13 protein-coding genes and 1 CRISPR repeat array are annotated in these 18,716 nt (G+C 70.0%); of the genes, 10 read left to right on the forward strand and 3 right to left on the reverse strand.

The features are described from left to right. The first annotated feature begins 1,974 nt into the window (after window positions 1–1,974). Genes ABEA77_RS31890 through ABEA77_RS31900 form a run of 3 tightly spaced genes read left to right on the forward strand, consistent with a single transcriptional unit; the run spans window position 1,975 to window position 3,595 of the window. The gene (locus ABEA77_RS31890; RefSeq protein ID WP_127454905.1) at window positions 1,975–2,163 is read left to right on the forward strand and encodes a hypothetical protein; all 189 of its coding nucleotides are present in this window, start codon (window positions 1,975–1,977) and stop codon (window positions 2,161–2,163) included. Beyond that, a complete protein-coding gene (locus ABEA77_RS31895; RefSeq protein ID WP_345655354.1) occupies window positions 2,164–2,892 on the forward strand; it encodes a restriction endonuclease in 729 nt (242 codons plus the stop codon). Continuing rightward, a complete protein-coding gene (locus tag ABEA77_RS31900) occupies window positions 2,882–3,595 on the forward strand; it encodes a restriction endonuclease (protein WP_345655356.1) in 714 nt (237 codons plus the stop codon). Before ABEA77_RS31895 ends, ABEA77_RS31900 begins: the two co-directional genes overlap by 11 nt. Before the next feature lie 677 nt (window positions 3,596–4,272). Then, window positions 4,273–4,790: a CRISPR direct-repeat array (repeat unit 29 nt; unit sequence CGTCGTACCCCCACGCGCGTGGGCTGCCC). A gap of 1,142 nt (window positions 4,791–5,932) precedes the next feature. Here the strand turns inward: ABEA77_RS31900 and ABEA77_RS31905 are convergent. Beyond that, window positions 5,933–8,626: an excinuclease ABC subunit UvrA gene (locus ABEA77_RS31905; RefSeq protein WP_345655357.1), complete on the reverse strand. Its 2,694-nt coding sequence runs from the start codon at window positions 8,624–8,626 to the stop codon at window positions 5,933–5,935. Window positions 8,627–8,892: 266 nt separating this feature from the next. Between ABEA77_RS31905 and ABEA77_RS31910 the strand changes: the two genes are divergently transcribed. The 5 genes from ABEA77_RS31910 to ABEA77_RS31930 all read left to right on the forward strand — a co-directional run bounded on the left by ABEA77_RS31910 (window position 8,893) and on the right by ABEA77_RS31930 (window position 14,741). Then, the gene (locus ABEA77_RS31910; RefSeq protein WP_345655359.1) at window positions 8,893–10,086 is read left to right on the forward strand and encodes an alcohol dehydrogenase catalytic domain-containing protein; all 1,194 of its coding nucleotides are present in this window, start codon (window positions 8,893–8,895) and stop codon (window positions 10,084–10,086) included. A 192-nt stretch (window positions 10,087–10,278) separates the two neighbouring features. Next, a complete protein-coding gene (locus ABEA77_RS31915) occupies window positions 10,279–11,718 on the forward strand; it encodes a DUF4186 family protein (RefSeq protein WP_345655361.1) in 1,440 nt (479 codons plus the stop codon). A gap of 1,205 nt (window positions 11,719–12,923) precedes the next feature. After that, complete coding sequence (locus ABEA77_RS31920; RefSeq protein WP_121841113.1) at window positions 12,924–13,133, forward strand: hypothetical protein; 210 nt, start codon at window positions 12,924–12,926, stop codon at window positions 13,131–13,133. Next, a complete protein-coding gene (locus ABEA77_RS31925; RefSeq protein WP_345655366.1) occupies window positions 13,130–13,861 on the forward strand; it encodes a sigma-70 family RNA polymerase sigma factor in 732 nt (243 codons plus the stop codon). The genes ABEA77_RS31920 and ABEA77_RS31925 overlap by 4 nt, the downstream gene beginning before the upstream one ends. A 145-nt stretch (window positions 13,862–14,006) precedes the next feature. Further along, the gene (locus ABEA77_RS31930) at window positions 14,007–14,741 is read left to right on the forward strand and encodes an N-acyl homoserine lactonase family protein (protein WP_345655368.1); all 735 of its coding nucleotides are present in this window, start codon (window positions 14,007–14,009) and stop codon (window positions 14,739–14,741) included. Window positions 14,742–14,920: 179 nt separating this feature from the next. On the opposite strand, the gene istB is transcribed toward ABEA77_RS31930, so the two are convergent. Beyond that, a complete protein-coding gene (gene istB, locus ABEA77_RS31935) occupies window positions 14,921–15,757 on the reverse strand; it encodes an IS21-like element helper ATPase IstB (protein WP_345655369.1) in 837 nt (278 codons plus the stop codon). After that, entirely contained in the window at window positions 15,754–17,436 is a 1,683-nt protein-coding gene (istA, locus tag ABEA77_RS31940) for an IS21 family transposase (protein ID WP_345655371.1), read from the reverse strand. Before istA ends, istB begins: the two co-directional genes overlap by 4 nt. 207 nt (window positions 17,437–17,643) lie before the next feature. Between istA and ABEA77_RS31945 the strand changes: the two genes are divergently transcribed. Next, window positions 17,644–17,862, forward strand: a complete 219-nt coding sequence (locus ABEA77_RS31945; protein ID WP_345655373.1) for a sigma factor-like helix-turn-helix DNA-binding protein — start codon at window positions 17,644–17,646, stop codon at window positions 17,860–17,862. Further along, entirely contained in the window at window positions 17,859–18,653 is a 795-nt protein-coding gene (locus tag ABEA77_RS31950; RefSeq protein WP_345655375.1) for a hypothetical protein, read from the forward strand. The genes ABEA77_RS31945 and ABEA77_RS31950 overlap by 4 nt, the downstream gene beginning before the upstream one ends. Window positions 18,654–18,716 lie beyond the last annotated feature (63 nt).

Here is an 18,716-nt window from a genome sequence, read left to right on the forward strand (position 1 = left end):
CACCGGTCAGTGTCGTTGTGCCCCCACGTGCGTGGGTTGCCCTGGCATCTGCCCGGAGGCGGAACCTCGATGATGGTCCTACCCCCACGCGCGTGGGCTGCCCGGCGCATCACCGACCAGTACGACGCCGACGAGGGGCGTACGCCCATGCGCGTGGGCTGCCCGACAGGGACACCCGGAGCCCACTGCTCGCCGCCGTCGTACCCCCACGCGCGTGGGCTGCCCGACCCGCGCCGGTACCTGCACGTCCCCGTCGACGTCGTACCCCCACGCGCGTGGGCTGCCCCCTTCGCGAGCTGGTGCTTTGCATCGCGAGGACGTTCTGTGTCCGCATTGACGGCTTGTCGTTGCTTGCCTCTGAGAGCCTAGAACGTCTTCGGCGATGCTGCGGGTGTTGTCCTGGGTTCGGCTCGTGCAGGCGCGTGTGTAGCCGGGCCAACTTTTGTGGGTTCATGCCTTCCGCCCGGTGACGAGATGAGCCCACAGACACCTGGTTGTCCATCGATCTCTTGGACATCGCGGCCGCTGGAGCAGGTCCGTACCCCCACGCGCGTGGGTTGCCCCGCCTGGTCCGCCCCGTCCTGACGAAGGAGGGCGTCGTACCCCCACGTGCGTGGGCTGCCCCGGACGATGCCGCCGGTCTCGATGAAACGGCCCGTCGCACCCCCACGTGCGTGGGCTGTCCCGGACGGGCCGCCGCTGCCGGAGCGTGACGACTGTCGTACCCCCACGTGCGTGGGCTGCATGAGAAGTGGGTGCGGCCCGACCCGCCCGCGAACGTCGTACCCCCACGTGCGTGGGCTGCCCTGCTTCTTGAGCAGCATGGCGATGTTGGCGACGGTCGTACCCCCACGTGCGTGGGCTGCCCCCTTCGTGAGCTGGTGCTTTGCAACACGAAGACGCTCAGTGTCCGCGTTGTGTCCGCATCGACGGCTTGTGGTCGCTCGGTTCTGGGAGCCTAGAACTTTTTCGTCGACGCTGTGGCCGTCCGGTTCGACTCGTCGCACACGTGCGGCCGGGGCAACTTCATCGATGTCCAGCGCTCCGCCGAAGGACACAAGTACGGCGGACGGGCCCGTCTGGCGGGGCCTGGGCAACGAGGCAGTCGCCTCTCCCGGCGTTGCCGTCTCCGTCGATGAGGGAAGCCCGGTGCCTCCGGCCTCCCGGAGTTCTGGGCCCTGTGCCTTCCGTCAGGTGCCTCAGGTGATGGCTCACGCCTGGGAGTTGCCCGCACCGACATGCAGACGCCGGTCGGGGAGAGGGAGAAGACGGGCAGCGTGGTACGGCGACTTGCTTCGGCTGGGCCGGCTCGAGCCAGGCAATGCGCAAGCGAGCGATGGCGCTTTCGCGTGGAAGACATGCGTTCGCCACGTCCCAGGGCATGCGGGGTATGCGGCGAAGGTCCCGGTCGTCCGGTGGGGCTTGTGTCCGTGCCCACGGCAGGTGGGCCGGACATACGTCCACGTGCCCGGGCCGACGGCCACGGCATGAGGGGAACGAAGGTGATGGGGTGGGGGACCGGCGGAGGGCTCGTGGGTGGGCGCGGGTCGAGGCCGACCGTGAGGCTCCAGTCCATGGTGGTGCGGTGGCGTGGCCGGGAACCTCTCCCGTCTCAGGCCATGAATGGGAAGGGAGCAAGGCCCGGCGCGCGGGGGCATGCGCCCCGCGCGCACGCCCCTGCCGATTTTGCCAACTCCTGGCCGGTCCGTCGGGCGTCTGAGCAGCGTGCCCGTCGAACAGAGCTCAGTGGGGCCTGTCCGCCGGACCGCGACTCCACCTCTCCTGTACTGCGCTAACCCGGCTCCCTGGTGGGCTAGTTGGCTGCTCGGTGTCGTCGGCCGGATTTGTGCAGGGCCTGTCCGGCGGAGCGCCGGGGCTGTCGGAGGCCGCTGCTAGACCCGTTCACCGGGATGCGGGCCGTCATGGGGCGGCGCCACCTGTACCGCAACCATCCGCACCGATAAGGGGACCGTCATGTCCACGCCTCCGGGTTTTCACCGAGTCAAGAGCCACCTGCGCCGCAACCCGACGGCCCCGGCCGCCAAGAAGGGTGGTGTGTGGATCGTGCTGGGCGTGCTTGCCGCGCTCTACCTGGCGGGGCAGGCCGACGGACAGGAACCGCCGGAGCAGGCGCCGGCCGTCACGCAGCAGGGGAGCCGATAGGTGCCCGCCCGCCGGCGGCCGTGGCGCCTGCCCGCGCCCCGGGGCCCGGTGGAGGTCCTCGGGGCAGGGCTCGCGGTGCTGGCCGCCACGAGCGTGCTGATGCGTCTTCTCCACGCCGTGTTCACGCGGTGGTGGCCCCTGCTGCTTCTCGCGCTCATCGCTGCAGGCGCCTGGCTGCTGTGGCGGCGCGGGACCGCCGCCGCCCGCCATCAGCACAGGCGGCGTCTTCTGGAGCGGTTGCGGATCAGTGCGGACGACCTCGACGCGATGGACGACCGCGCCTTCGAGCTGGCCCTGCGAGACCTCCTCGTCCGCGATGGCTGGTCCGCCCGCCACGTGGGACGCCACGGAGACCAGGCAGCCGACGTCATCGCTGAACATCCCCGGTTCGGACGCCTGGTCGTGCAGGCCAAACACACCCGCACCGGTGCCAAGGTCGGCTCACAGGTCATGTACCAGGTCAAGGGCACGGCCGGGCCCGTCCACGGTGCGCACACCGCGGTCGTCGTCACCAATGGAGGCTTCACCCGCGACGCGACCACCTGGGGCAGGCGACACGACATCGGCTGCGTGGACCGCGCACGGCTGCACGCCTGGGCCGACAGCGGCGAACCTCTGCACCAACTTCTCGGCCTCACCGCTCCCCGCCTGCGAGGGCTGCCCGCTCTGCGGGCAGCCCTGCCCCGCCTGCGGCCACGCACACACGAAGGAGCTCCCGGTGTTCAATGACGACGGATCGCTGGACCCCTTCCTCAAGGGACTCCTCTACCTGGTGCTGGCCGCCGCCACGGTGAAGATGGTGTGGGACTGGCTCACCACCACCGCCCTGCCCTGGATCACCGTCGACCTCTGGGGCGCCGTCACCGCCAGCCCGTGGTGGACGACGCTGCTCATCCTGGGACTCCTGGCAGGCGGCGGACTAGTCACCTGGGCGCTACGCACCCTCAGATACCTGCGCGCCGACCACCACCACTTTCCGCCCACCTACCGCACAGTCGTCCCCGATGAGGACGACGAAGACGTACTGACCTACAGGATGTGGGAACTGTCAGGGATGAGCGGGGCCGAGTTCGAGCACGCCTGCGCCCGGCTGCTCGTCCGCGACGGGTTCACCGACGTCCGCGTGGTCGGCGGCGCGGGCGACCTGGGAGCCGACGTGATCGCCACCGGACCCGCCGGCGAGCGACTCGTCTTCCAGTGCAAGAGGTACGCGCGCCCCGTGGCCAGTGGAGCGGTGCAGCAGTTCAACGGCACAGCCCGCCCCGAACACGGCGCCGACCACGCCGTCATCATCGGACTCAACGGCTTCACCGACCCCGCCATGAAGTTCGCCGCCCGCCACCAGCTGACCGCCATGGACCGCCCGGCCCTCAAAAGATGGGCCCACGGCCAGCACCTTTACGACGCCGTCCGCACCACAGCCTCCCTGTGAACATCTGTCAGGCGGCCTTCTGGTGCTCCTGGCCGGCAGGCTGGTGGTCAGTCGCCGGAACCGGCCATGTGCCATGCGAGAGCCCGGCGCGACCTGGAGGTGTACGTCCTCCCAGGAGACTTGGGTGCCCTGCGCTGCCAGCAGGGTGGTGATGGGCCTCGGCGTCGCCCGCAAAGGAACCGGAGCCGGCCCGCCGGCCGGAAGGGAGGATCCGGTGCCGTCCGTCCGAGAAAGTCAGAAGAGATCCCTGAGACGCCGTGTCGTGCATCCCTTCGCGGTGGGTTGCCATTCGCCGCTGCTCTCACGCCGCGTCTCGATACGGCCCCCGCCCACGCGCGTGGGCGGCCCGTGCCAAGAGCGAGACCGTAATGGTGGCCGGCCGTCCCCCACACGTGTGTGGGCACCTCGCCGAAGCCGTCAACCAGGACCGGCCGTAGCGTCGTACTCCCACGCGCGTGAGCTGTCCAGCGGCAAGGTCACCATCAAGGAGATCGAGTACGCCGTACCCCCACGTGCGTGGGCTGTCCTTCGGCCGGCCCTCCCAGATCTCGTCGGCGCCCGCCGTACCCCCACGTACGTGGGTTGCCCTTCTGGCCCACCAGCCACCGGCGAAGTGCACCCGTCGTACCCCACTCTCGTGGGCTGTCCACCTTGAAGCCGCGCGTACGTGCGCTGGGGGTCGTACCCCCACGTGCGTGGGCTGCCCGGGTCGTGGTGGTCGCCCTCGGAGTGGGTCAGCGTCGTACCCCCACGCGCGTGGGCTGCCCGGGCGGTCCGGGTCCAGCGCGGCGGCGTTTGCCGTCGTACCCCCACGCGCGTGGGCTGCCCCACCGACCTCACCGGGGTCCGCAGCCTGATGACGTCGTACCCCCACGCGCGTGGGCTGCCCGCGATGTTGGCCATGATGACGTTCGGGAACGTCGTCGTACCCCCACGCGCGTGGGCTGCCCGAGGTCGTCGCCGACGTCCCCGCGCGCCGCATAGTCGTACCCCCACGCGCGTGGGCTGCCCGGGTCGGGGATCGTCGTGTCGACGGGCAGTGCGGTCGTACCCCCACGCGCGTGGGCTGCCCACCAGACCACCAGCACCGACTGAACCACACAGCGTCGTACCCCCACGCGCGTGGGCTGCCCGGCGTGTTCCTCGTTCCCCAGGAAATGGCCCCCGTCGTACCCCCACGCGCGTGGGCTGCCCCCTTCGCGAGCTGGTGCTTTGCAACACGAAGACGTTCAGTGTCCGCGTTGTGTCCGCATTGACGGCTTGTCGTTGCTTGCCTCTGAGAGCCTAGAACGTCTTCGGTGATGCTGCGGGCGTTGTCCTGGGCTCGGCTCGTGCAGGCGCGTGTGTGGCCGGGCCAACTTCTGTGGGTTCTGGGTTCATGCCTTCCACCCGGCGACGAGATGAGCCCACAGGCACCTGGTTGTCCATCGATCTCCTGGACACCGCGGCCGCTGGAGCAGGTCCGTACCCCCACGTGCGTGGGCTGTCCTTCGGCCGGCCTTCCCAGATCTCGTCGGCGCCCGCTGTACCCCCACGTGCGTGGGTTGCCCTTCTGGCCCACCAGCCACCGGCGAAGTGCACCCGCCGTACCCCACTCTCGTGGGCTGTTCAGTTCCAGCTTCTCTGCCGTGTCGAGCAGGGTCGTCGTACCCCCACGTGCGTGGGCTGTTCGCTTCGCGGGCTGGTGGTTCGCATCGCGAGGACGTTCAGTGTCCGCATGGGCGGCTTGTGGTAGCTCGGTTCTGAGAGCCTAGAACGTTCTCGTCGACGCCGTGGTTGTCTTGCCGTTTCGAGTCGTGCAGGCGCGTGTGAGGCCGGGCCGACGCATCGTTGTGGAGCGCTTCGCCGGGGGATGCAAGAACGTCCGGCGTGGCCTGGTCGACGACGCAGGCACCGCCGACGTCACCGATGGGGTCGACGGGTGATGCCCGGTGCCACCGGCCCTTCCGGGGGAGTCAACTCCGGCTGGCGAGGGACTCGGACGGTTCTGGGCCGTCCTGTCGCGGATACGTCCCGGTCACGGCGGGGAGGCAACGCGTATGGCTGCCTGCGGGCCGCCTCTTCTTGGGGCGGCGCCGCAGTCGGCACACCAGTGTGGAGCCGAGGGGGCAACGGCCGGACGCGGCCGTGTTTATGGCGTCGGCAAGGGCGGGGCCGGAGCGCCCGGCGGGGGGAACTTTGTTGCGGTCGTTGATTGTTGCAGGAGGTGCCTGCGAGCTTCGCAGTCATCGTCGGTGCAGCGGCAACGCGCCGCTGTGCCGATGTTTCCCCCGGGAGGCCGGTGATGCGCCTGGCGGCCGGGGCCGGGGCTGGCCCTGACCGGCCGGGCGGGGTCGGTCATGCGGGGCGTTGCCGCGCTGCGGATTCTTCGAGTGCGGCGGTGAGGTATTTCGCGGACGCTCCGACGCCTCTTTCGGCGACCTGTGTGGGGGTGCCGCTGGAGACGACGGTGCCGCCGTCCTCGCCCGCGCCGGGTCCTAGGTCGATGACGTGGTCGGCGGCGGCGACGACGCGCATGTCCAGCTCGACCATCACGACGGTGTTGCCGGCTTCGACGAGGGTCTGCAGGTGGGCGACGAGGCGGTCGGTGTCGGCGCAGTGCAGGCCCGAGGTCGGTTCGTCGAGCACGTAGAGGGTGTCTCCGCGCTGGGCGCGCTGCAGCTCGCTGGCGAGCTTGACGCGCTGGGCCTCGCCGCCGGAGAGCTCGGTGGCGGGCTGTCCGAGCCGCAGGTAGCCGAGCCCGACGTCGATCAGCGCGGACAGGGACCGCATGATCTCTTCCTCGCCGTCGAAGAAGGCGTGGGCTTCCTCGACGCTCATCGCGAGGATCTCGGCGATGTTCCGGTCGTGCCAGGTGATCTCCAGGGTGCTGGCTTTGTAGCGGGTGCCGTGGCAGTCCGGGCATTCGGTGTAGACCGAGGGGAGGAAGAGGAGCTCGACCATCACCGAGCCCTCGCCCTCGCAGGTCGGGCAGCGGCCGCTGGTGACGTTGAAGGAGAACCGGCCGGGCTTGTAGCCGCGGGAGCGGGCTTCGGGTGTCTGGGCGAAGCGGCGGCGTACATGGTCGAAGAGGCCGGTGTAGGTGGCGACGTTGGAGCGGGGTGTGCGGCCGATGGGCTTCTGGTCGATGCTGACCACGCGGCGTACGCCGGTCAGGTCTCCCTCGAGGGCGCCTTCGAGTCTGCCGGGGGAGTCGTCCAGGAGCAGCTCGTCGCCCTCGGGGGCCTCGTCGACGGGCACGGCGCGTCCCAGGCGCTCGGTGAGCAGCGCGGGCAGGGCCTGGCTGACCAGGCTCGACTTGCCCGATCCGGATACGCCGGTCACGGCGGTGAGGGCGCCCATGGGGATCGAGACGGACACGTCCTGCAGATTGTTGAGGGTGATGCCGGTCAGCTCCACCCATGCGCGCGGCCGGCGGGGCGAGCGCGGGTCGAGGCCGCTGCCGCCGAAGAGGTATCCGCGGGTCACTGATTCTTCGACGTCGGCGAGGCCGTCGGTGGGGCCGCTGTAGATGATCCGGCCGCCGCGCTCGCCCGCGCCGGGGCCGATGTCGACGAGCCAGTCGGCGTGCCGCATCACGTCGACGGAGTGCTCGACGACGAAGAGGCTGTTGCCCCGGCGTTTGAGCCCGTCGAGGATGCCCAGGAGTGCGGTCACGTCCTGCGGGTGCAGGCCCGCGGAGGGCTCGTCGAGCACGTAGACGACGCCGAAGAGCTCCGAGGTCAGCTGGGTGGCCAGCCGCAGGCGCTGCAGCTCGCCGCCCGAGAGGGTGGGGGTGGTGCGGTCCAGGGAGAGGTAGCCGAGCCCCAGGTCGATGACGGGCCGCAGGCGGTCGAGGAGCTCGGCGCCCAGGCGCGCTGTCGTGGCCAGCTTCTCGGCCGACCGGTTCGGGGTGCGCCGTACGTCGGGTGCGGCCGCGTGGGCGGATCCGCCGGCGGCGACGCGCTGCTGCACGGCCTGGCGGCGTGCGTCGGCGTCGAGGACCTCGCCGCGGGCCGCTGTGGTGCCGGTGGCACCTGCATGCTGAGAGGCGTCCGCGACGGCCCCCTCCAGCAGCGAGGCGAGCTCGCGCAGCGGCAGGCTGGAGAAGTCGGCGATGTCGAGGCCCTCGAAGGTCACGGTCAGCGCTTCGGGCTTCAGCCGCTTGCCGTGGCAGGACGGGCACGGGGCCGCGTCGAGGAACTGGGCGACCCGGCGCTTCATCGAGGCGCTCTTGGTGTTGGCGAAGGTGTCGAGGACGTAGCGGCGCGCGCCGACGAAGGTGCCCTGGTAGCTCGGCTCCTCGCCCGCCTCGATCGCGGCGCGGGCCTCACCGAGGGTGAGCCGGGAATGGACGGGGACGGAGGGGGTCTCGTCGGTGTAGAGGATCCAGTCGCGGTGGTTCTTCGGCAGATTCTTCCAGGGGACGTCGACGTCGTAACCGAGCGCGACCAGGACGTCGCGCAGCTGGTGGCCGTGCCAGGCCGTCGGCCACGAGGCGATCGCACGCTCGCGGATGGTGAGGGAGGGGTCCGGGACCATCTTCTGCTCGGGCACCTCGTACACGCGGCCGATGCCGTGGCAGTGCGGGCAGGCTCCCTGGACGGTGTTGGCGGAGAAGTCCTCGGCGTAGAGCATCGGCTGGTCGCCCGGGTAGTCGCCGGCGCGGGAGTAGAGCATGCGCACCAGGGACGACAGCGTGGTGATGCTGCCCACCGACGAGCGGGCGCTGCGCCCGCCGCGCTGCTGCTGCAGGGCGACGGCCGGGGGCATCCCGGTGATCGAGTCGACGTCGGGCACGCCGGCCTGGTCGATCAGCCGCCTGGCGTAGGGGGCCACCGACTCCAGGTAACGCCGCTGCGACTCCGCATACAGGGTGCCGAAGGCAAGGGATGACTTGCCCGACCCCGAGACGCCGGTGAAGACCACCGTTGCGTCGCGCGGAACCGTCAGGTCCACGTCCTTGAGGTTGTGCTCGCGAGCACCCATCACCCGGACGTCGGCCTGGACGGACGAGGGCTCCTTTGGAGCGGGCGCTGCTGCGTCAGTCATGGCTCAAAACTAACAACGCTCGGACCTGCAGGGATGAACGTGACGTGCGGGCTCAGGGGTGTGGCGCGCAGTGTTAGTGCGTTGGCACGCAGTGCCTAGACGCGGGCGAATCCGGCGTGTTCCGGCATGCGTAAGTCGGATGTGAGCCATACGTTGGGAGAGCCGAGGCCGCGTAGCCACCGCAACTTCCGCTGGCATATCTGCGCCCGGCCCCCGGACCGCCGGCACACCCGCGGCCGGCCCCCCATCAGCAAGAGGAGTTCGTCATGGCCAGCACCAACCGCGCCGTCGTCTTCCACAACCCGCAGGACATGCGAGTCGACACGCTCGACTTCCCGAAGCTGCAGATGCCGAACGGCAAGAAGGCGCCGCACGGAGTCATCCTCCGGATCGTCGCCACCAACATCTGCGGCAGCGACCTGCACATCTGGCGCGGGTCCTTCCCGGTGCCAGAGGGCATGGTGATGGGGCACGAGATGACCGGCGAGGTCGTCGAGGTCGGTCCCGACGTCGAGTTCCTCAGCGAGGGCGACATCGTCTCCGTCCCGTTCAACGTGGCCTGCGGCCGGTGCCGCAACTGTAGGGCGCGCCGCACCGACGTCTGCGAGACCACGAACCCCGCCGTGTCCTGCGGAGCCTACGGCTTCAACCTGGGCGACTGGACCGGTGGCCAGGCCGAGTACCTGTTCGTCCCGTACGCCGACTTCCAGCTCCTGCGCTTCCCCGACCGGGACCAGGCCATGGCGAAGATGCGCGACCTGGCGCTCCTCTCGGACATCCTGCCCACCGCCTTCCACGGCCTCATGGAGGCCGGCGCCAAGCCGGGCTCGACCGTCTACATCGCCGGCGCCGGCCCGGTCGGCCGCTGTGGCGCAGCAGCGGCCCGCCTCCTCGGCGCGTCCTGCATCATCGTCGGCGACTACCACCAGGACCGCCTGGAGCTGATGCGGCAGAACGGCTGCGAGACGATCGACCTCAGCCAGGACGTCCCGCTCACCGACCAGATCGAGGCCATCCTGGGCGAGCCCATGGTCGACTGCGCGGTCGACTACGTCGGCTCCGAGGCGCACGGCATCGGCCGCGAGTCCCAGGACATGAACCCGGCCTACGCCATCAACCAGGTGCTCGACGCCACCCGCGCCGGCGGCGCCACCGGAATCATCGGCGTCTACGGCCCCGACCCCCTCGCCAAGTCGAAGGCCGAGCAGGAGGGAACCTTCCCGATCGACTTCGGCAAGGCCTGGATCAAGTCGCCGCGGATCGCCGCCGGCCAGGCGCCGATCATGCACTACAACCGCGAGCTGATGCAGGCGATCCTGTGGGACCGCATGCCGTACCTGAGCGACATGCTCAACACGAAGATCATCAGCCTCGACGAGGCCCCCGCCGCCTACGGGACCTTCGACACGGGCGTCTCCGACAAGTTCATCATCGACCCCCACGGCCTCATCCCCGCCTGAGGCCCGACCGCCTTCCGTCCCCTCTCTTTCCGGCCCGCAGCCTCACTCGGGGAGGCTGCGGGCCGGCCCCGCGCCACGCCGACACATCATCGGCCGAAAGGCTGACAAGAGACCTGCGACGTACGCTGGGCAGCGGACGCCGTGAGCCTTGCGCAGAGCGGCGCGCAGCAGTCAACAGGAGGGGCATTGGCCGTGACACAGGATGGCTTGGTGCTGCCGCGCCTGACGTCCTTCTCCACCCGCCGCGCCCCGCGCGGCAACGAGGTCGACTACTGGCGTCAGGCCAGGCAGGAAGCCTATGTCTCGGTCAGGACAGACCCGGTCGGAAGCACGTTCAAGGGCGAGATCAACCTGGCCCAGTACGCGGATTTCCGGCTGTCGACCAAGCGTGCCTGCCCCGAGGAGGTCCGGCGCTCGGCCAGCGACATCGCCCAGGGCCGGGAGAACGAGGAATACCTCTACATCGCGTTCCAGCTGAGCGGGACCCTCCTCGTCGAACAGGCCGGACGCCAGGCGATCGCCGCTCCCGGCTCCATGGTGATCTACGACAGCGCCGAGCCCTTCTTCCTGTCCGCGAAGGGGGACTACGAACAGGTCGTCCTCGAACTGCCCGCCGACGCGGCGTACTCGCTGGCCGGCATGAACCGCAGCCACGACCTGCTCGCCAGAGCCTTCGACTGCGCCGGCGCGACGGGCGCGGTGGCGGCGTTCTTCGTGAACCTCGCCCAGAGCCAGGAGGCGGACCGCCTCGGCGCCCACCACCTCCAGCCCCACGCGACCGCGCTGGGAGCATCCCTGCTGGGCCTGCTCGCCCCCGGCCCGTGCGGAATGCCCGAGTCGCTGCGCCGGAGCAAGGCGGTGGCCTACATGCGCGCCCACCTGGCCGACCCAGACCTGGACGCCGAGACCATCGCCGAAGGCCTGCACGTCTCCCGCCGCACCCTGTTCCGCCTCTTCGAGGGCACGGGCGAGTCCGCCATGACCCACCTGCGCTCCCTGCGGCTCGAGCGCGCCCGGCTGCTGCTGCGGACGCAGCCGGACAAACAGATCTCCACGATCGCGCTGGAGACGGGTTTCTCCAGCGCCGTGCAGTTCTACCGCGCCTTCCGCACCGTGACCGGCATGACCCCCGGCGACTACAGAGAGGCCCACGTCACGCAAGGACCGGCTGCCCGGGCGGAAGGAACACCACCGGCCGGGCCGGCAGGCCGTGAGGAGAGGAGCGCAGCCATGGACCCGGACCGGCTGGACGCCTCACTGGCGCGGATCACCCGGATCCCCTTCCGCGCCAAGTTCCACCTCCGCCCGCCCGAGCGTGAATACGTCGCCTTCCGGGGCATGGACGTCGTCCGGCGCCACGCGCGGGAACTCATCGACGCACGCCTCGCCCCGGCCCGCCCGGTGAAGGACGGCAGGCAGACCCCCTGGGGAGGCCATCCCGTCTTCCGGGCCCAGCACGCCACGGCCACCTGCTGCCGTACCTGCCTGCAGATCAACCACGGCATCCCCAAGGGACACGAGCTCAGCGAGCGGGAGCGGCAGTACGTCGTCGACCTCATCTGCCGATGGATCGAGAACGAGGCCCGGGCCGGCCGGGGACCCCGGCAAGATCCCCCTCCGGCCCTGTTCTGAACCCCGCCCCCCTCCCTTCCGCCCAGGTTTGCCTTCACGGCCACCCGCCGCACAGGAACCCCGGTGATGCCGGCGCCCCCGCCCGCCCAGCGACGCCAAACGGGCGAAGCGCCCGGCAGGCTGCCCACCCTGCGGACGAGGAGCGGTGACGCCACCCGGATCATCCTTCCGGCGGCCGTGCGTGAGGCCGGCGCCCGTGCGTGAACCGAGGGCACGTGGCCAGAGCCGGACGGTGGCACCGCCGCGCCCCTGAGAGCGGGCGGCGCCACCAAGGCCGTGAACAACCAGCCCCGCACACCGTGAACACCCCGGGCGCCGCGACCGGGCGGCACACCCCGCCGCCGGGCTGCGGCGAACCCGCACAGCCCCTGAGTCCGCAGCCGACCTCACCACTTCATGCTTCCCTCACCGCGCCCGGGGGCCGGGGAGACCGGCTCAGGAGCAACGGCGGGCACCAAGCAGCCCCGAGGAGGGCCGTCAGCAGCCTCCGCCGCCGGCCGCACACCCTCCTCTGCACGCACGGCGGGCGGCCCCCGGCCACGGTGACCCGGGCACCGGCCTGCCGCCGGCCGGATCAGCGCCCGACGCATGGACGAGAACGCGCTCCCCCCTGCCTGCGCGGGGCGGCCGCCCCCGCCGCGAGCCTCGGCGCGCTGTGCTTGCGGGTGCCAAAAGCCCCCGGGCCACGCGGTGCGCCGGCACACGTCCCGCCGGGGCTGGGACCGACGAGGCACCGGCACCGGTACCGGCGCCGGAGCGGCGGGGGAGTGGGGGCAGTGGGGCCCTGCGGCGCGACGCGGGGCAGATGACTCCCGCTCCCGCCCGGCCAGTTGTGGTGGCCGGGCGGGACAAGGTTCAGCCCGCTCCCCATCGTTCTGGCACGGGAGCGGGCGCTTCCGGATGGAAGGCCGACACCAAGGTGTCCTGGTCCCATTGACGGGGCTGACCGTGGGGATTGCAAGAAGAACCGGGAACTTCACCCCTTCGCTTCGTGCCATGCCGTACGCGCGTGCTGAACCGGCCCTCTCTCGTTCAACTTCGGCCCCTCCCTGAAACCTAATGTTCCGTGATTCCTTGATCACATGGCGTAGCTGGCAGGGTCCGGTACATCCTGACTCTCCCCAACAGCGGCGTGGCACCCGCTCGTTGAGGGGTCCCTCTCGACGTGGTCTCCGGATGGCTGCGGCATGACACAAAGGAGTGTGATGGACACCAGGAAGACGGCGATCCTCGCGATCGCCACGGTGGTGGTGTTCGGATGGAGCACGGTGATGGCCGCGATGGGGCACGCCGCCGCCCTCGCCTCGCTGGCTCCCGTCCTGGGCCTGACGGTGCAGCAGGTCGTCCGCGCCCTGCGCACCCGGCCCGACCCGCCCGCGGCCGGGGTACCCGACGGGCAGGACGGTGCCCGGTGACCACTCCCTACGAACCGAAGGCCTCCGCCTTCGACCCCGCGCCCCGCCAGCCCCAGGTGCGGCCCGGCCGCAAGCTCGGCCCCGTCGCCCTGGACGTGGCCAGCTCACACCGAGCCTGGCTGGAGCCGGTCCGCGAGGCATACCTCGACAGCGGCCGCACCCTGGGCGACCTCGGAGACTGCATCCCGCTGGCCAAGTCCAAGCTCTCCGAACTGCTGCGCGGTGTCGGCCTCTACCCGCGCTGGGAAACCATCCACCGCCTGGCCGCCGAACTGGGCATGCCGTCCTGGCCACTGCACCGGCTGTGGAAGCAGGCCGCCCTGGACGCCGGCAAGGCCCCCGGGTGGATCGACCGCTCCACCCAGAAGACAACCGTGGCCACCGCCCGGCACTGGCCCCCGATGGAGCACGGCGCCCTGCGCCAGCTCGTCGAGGACGACTACCGCTTCTACGCCCAGGTCTTCCTCGGCGACCGGGCACGCGACGCCGCCGTCCACGACACGTTCGCGGCCCTGTGGCTGCACTGGGGCAAGGCACTGCGCAGCGCGGACGTCCGCTGCTTCGCCTGGTCCATCCTGCGCACCACCGTCATGGCCAGAGCCACCCACCGCGACGGCCGGCCCCAGATGGAACACGCAGCATTCGACACCGTCCTCCTGCAGACCCAGACTGTTTTCGCCGGGCAGTTTTGGCCCCACTTGAACGAGTTGTTCTGGCCCCACTTTTGACCCATCCGGGTGAGGGGCTCCGAGGCGTCGCGGAAGGAACGGATCTTTCTGGCCCCACCCTGGTCGAGTCTCAGTTGGGCCCCGTGGTGGTTCTGCTGTCGGCAGACCGGCTGGATTTCAGGCGGAGGCCCGCAAGGATGGCTGCATGCGGAAGAACATGGCGGTGCGTCGGCTCGATCTCGGGTACTTCATCCGGCCTGCCTCAGAAGTGGGCGGCCCGCAACCACGTGTCGAACCCGTTCTTGCCTACCTGGTGCAACACGACAACGGGCTGCTCCTCTTCGATACCGGAATCGGGGAGGCAGACTCCGAAACCGAAGCGCGCTATCGGCCGCGCCGCCGTGCGCTGCGGGACGCCCTCTCGGCGTCCGGAGTCGCCCTCGCTGACGTTTCCATGATCGTGAACTGTCACCTGCACTTCGACCACATCGGCGGGAACCCGCTCTTGGGCGGCAAGCCCATCCTGGTGCAGGACGTCGAACTGGCCACCGCACGCAGGGGCAGCTACACAGTCGACGAGCTGGTCGACTTCCCTGGTGCTACCTACGAGGAAGTCGCCGGCGAGATCGAGGTCTGGCCCGGTATCTGGATCATTCCGACGCCTGGTCACACCGAAGGGCACCAGTCGCTGGCCCTCCGGCAAAGCGACGGCACAGTAGTACTCGCCGGCCAGGCATACGACCTCGCTTCCCACTTCGCATCTGAGCAATTGGCCCGCCACGCGACACATCGCGGCGAGGAACAGCCGCTTCCTCCCTATCGGCACTGGCTGGATCGACTCGCCGAATTCGACCCACGACGCGTGTTCTTCGCCCACGACTGCTCGGTCTGGGAACCACCGCAGGTTGAAGGAGCGGAAACCCGACTATCTGCCACGTAGGAGGACCCTCGATCGGGTGATGTTTCCTGGCTGTCCTGAGGTGGAACCGAATGGTGTCTGTTGGTCGGGGTTGGTGGCGGTAGCGTGTGATTCACGACGCCCGCCCGGCCGCTTCCCCTGACAGGAACGCGAAAGGGCGGGCGCCGTGTTGTGGCGCCCGCCCTCTTGTGAAGGTGAGATCAGGCGGCGGTGGCCGCCTTGCGCTTGGCGGTGGTGCTGGCGAGACGGAAGGACTGGGTGCCGGTCTCGATGATGTGGGCCTCGAAGGTGAGCCGGTCGACGATGGCCTGGCAGAGCCGCTTGTCGGTGAAGGTCTGGTCCCACTCGGTGAACGGCCGGTTCGACGCGACGGCAATCGCATGTCGTTCCTCGCGCTCGGTGAAAATCTGGAACAGCAACTCGGCGCCGTGCCGGTCCAGCTTGACGTAGCCGAGCTCGTCCAGACAGAGCAGGTCGACCCGCCCGTATTTCTTGATCGTGCGGCCCAACTGCTTGTCGCTGGCGGCCTCGGCCAGTTCGTTCACCAGGTTCGCCGCGGTCGTGTAGCGGACGCGGCCGCCCGCCTCCGCGATCGCCGTGCCCAGGCCGATCAGCAGATGCGACTTGCCAGTGCCGGAGTCACCGATCAGGCAGAGCGGATTACCCGCCTGGACCCAAGCGGGCTGCGTGAGCGTGTTGATCACTTCCTGCGGGACGTTAGTGTTCTTCGAGAAGTCGAAGTCCTCGATCCGCTTCGGGCGGGGGAAGTTGGCTTCCTTGACCCGGCGGACCTTGCGACGGGCGTCACGGTCCTCGCACTCGCTCTCCAGGAGGTCCGCCAGGAAGTCCGCATAGGATGCCTGCTCGCGCAGGGCCTGGGCGGCGAACTCGTCCCAGCGTGCGCGGACCCCGGACAGGCCAAGGCTCCGGCAGGCCGCGTCGATCGCCTCTGACGGGTTCGGCCCGCGCTGGCCGGGCAGACCGAAGGAGCCCCACCGCCCCGTGGTCGCAGGGGTGGGGGTGGTGCTCTGCGTCATGCTGAGCCTTTCGGTTGGATAGAGAGCAACTGGCCGTAGGCGGCCAGCGATGGTTCGGGCCGGGAGTCCGGCGGCAGGACAGGACGCCGCTGCGGCAGGGTGATGACCTGGGCCGATTCAGGTTTCGGCTCCGTCGGCTCCGCCGTGTCGGGCTCGGCTGCGACCGTGCCGACGGGGGCTTGCGGGGCGATCACGACGGGTGGTGGACCACCCGCTGCGGCGAGGGCCTTGCGGGCCTCGATGGCCACCAGGTCCGGCGAGATGGAACCGGCCTCCAAGACCGCTTTCATGCCTGCGACGACTGCCTCGTCGGGCAGCCGCCGGTGAAGCAGCAGGACCTCGATTAGCGCTCGGGTTCCCTCGGAGCGTCCCCGGGACTCGCGGGCGGCTGCCCAGAACGCGTCGTGGGTGTCGGTGAACTGTCCGCTCTCGCGGGCCGCGGCGAGCCCGGTGGAGTGCTCCAGGGCGCCGGGCTTGTGCCGCAGGATCTCCAGGTAGTGGTCCAGCAGGTCGCGGAAGCCGTAGCGGCCCGCGAGCCGTGGATGGCGGACCACCAGCTTGTTGCGCTCGTAGACCCAGACCTCGTCCGCCCGCAGCGAGACGCGGACGTTGGTGCCGATGAAGCGGGCCGGGACGGAGTACTTGTTCTGCCGGACGGTGATGCGGGAGGTCTTGTCGACCTTCGGCGTCAGTGTCAGCCCGATGTCGAAGTCCTCGAACGGCAGCGGGGCCAGCAGAGGAGCCTCGTAGTCGAAGTCGAAGCCCACCGAGGTGGGCCGGTTGTCGATGTGCCGGACGTCCTCGGCGATCTCGATCTGCTCGATTTTCTCGTTCAGCTCCGCGAGCGTGTCGACCTCGGGAACCGGGACCAGGTGCGAACGGCGGAAGCGACCTCCCTCGTGCTCGACCCCGCCCTTCTCATGGGCGCCCTCGATGCCGGGACGGCAGTAGAAGGCATCGAAGCCATAGTGCGAGCGGAAGGCCACCCACCTCTGCGACTCCACCCGCGAGCGGCCGAAGCAGACCTGCGACACGGCGGGCTTGAGGTTGTCGTAACGGATGTGCCGGGTCGGGATGCCGCCCAGGATCCGAAAGGCGTCCACGTGCCCCTGCATGAAGGCTTCCTGCCCGGACGTGGAGAACACCCGGTGGACCGCCTTGCCCGAATACGACAGCCGCAGCGTGAACAACTGGCAAGCCATCGGCTTGCCGTCGACCCTCACCCAGACCTCGGCGAAGTCGACCTCCGCCTCCTCGCCAGGCCGGTGGAACTGCGGAACCATCCCCTCGGTCAGCATCCGGGACCGCTCGGCCTCTTCGCGGATCTGCGGCCGGCGCACCCGCAGATAGTCGTTGAGCGTCGTGTAGGCGACCGGGAATCCGTACTCGTCCCGCAGCCGTTCCATGATCCGCTTATTGGTGTGCCGCTGCTTCGGCGGTGCGGTCAGATCCGCCCGCAACATCTCGTCGATCCAGCCCTTGGCCTGCTCCAGAACCGACCGGCGCACTTCGATCGCCTTCCGCGCAGGGGGCAACGCACTGTCGAACGCCTGGCGCACGACCCTGCGGTGCACTCCGTAACGCCTCGCCAGCCCTCGGACCGAGGTGCCTTCCAGCCTGCGGTCACGACGAATCAACTCGAACAACTCAACACGCTGCAAAACCCGGCCTCCTGACACGGCCAGCCGACAACCCGCACAGCGTGATCCCGGCCGCGATCCCGGGTCAATCCGGCATTACTCCAAAAGAGTGCATCCCACCCCAAGGGCTCTTGGGTGGGGCCAAAACAATCCGTTCCTCACCCCGGTCCAGCCGAGCCCGTTTTCCCGGGGCCAAAAGAAGCCGTCCTAGACACCCAGACCGACCCGGCCGCCAGCACCGCCGCGATGCCGCACATCCTGGGGCTGTTCAAAGCGATCAGCAGGCTTCCCGACTCCCAGCTCGACGTCATGGTGCTGCGCCACCTGTGCGGCTTCGACGACGAGCGAGCCTCCAGCCTCCTCGGCGTTCCCCTGGCCACGGTCCGGGCCGACGAACGCCGCGCCATGCGCCACCTGGACAGTGCCCTGACCCTGCCGCCCGACACCGAAGGACCGCTCACGTGACACCACTGGAAGACCTCCTGTCCCAGGCCCTGCTGGTCCGCGACCGCACCGTGCCCCGCGACATCGTCCCCCTCGAGCCCAACCCGACGCCCCGCACCCCCGACATCCCCACCGCAGACTGCGCCCACCCGGCCGCCGAGGACCTGAGGGCTCTGTGCGAGACCCTGGTCACCCACACCCCCGCCACCACCGTCGCCGGGTTCCTCACCGACCAGCTCCCCGAACCGCGCAGCGCCCTGGTCCTGGCCTGCGTCCTGCAACTGGCCGACACCGACGACGCCGCCCGCTTCTGGTGGCAGTACGCCGCCGGCGCCGGCCAGAGCGCGGCCGCCTACTGCCTCTACCTCCACCACCTCTCCCTGGGCGAGACCGACACCGCCCGGTGGTGGCACAGCCAGATGGACACCACCACCGCCGCCCCCACCGCCGACCACGGCGAACGCCTCGACGCCGCCTCGACCACCACCATGCTGCGCGTCCTGCACCACCTCGCCCGGCACACCACCCGCCAGCACTCCACCACCGTCACCCGCCTCATGACCTACATGCCCACCGCCGTCGCCACCGGATACCTCCGCGAACCCGACATGGAACTGCCCATGCCCGGACCGGACTTCGCACGGACCGTCCGAGCCCTGCTGACCGCCGCCCGCGCACACCCCTCCGCCACACCCGGCTCCCTCCGTCCCCTTCGCCGCGCCAGGAACACACCAGCCGAAGACACCACCACGACCGGCACCGACCCGGCAGGCCCCCTGCTCCGTCACAAGGGCGAAACCGCACATCACTGACCCCCCCCGGGGGGTGCCTCTATGTCGTTCGTCAATCTCGCGCTGCCGGTTTCGCTGGTGTTG

The sequence above is a fragment of the Streptomyces tremellae genome (assembly GCF_039540215.1).
In the GTDB taxonomy this organism is placed as follows: domain Bacteria; phylum Actinomycetota; class Actinomycetes; order Streptomycetales; family Streptomycetaceae; genus Streptomyces; species Streptomyces tremellae.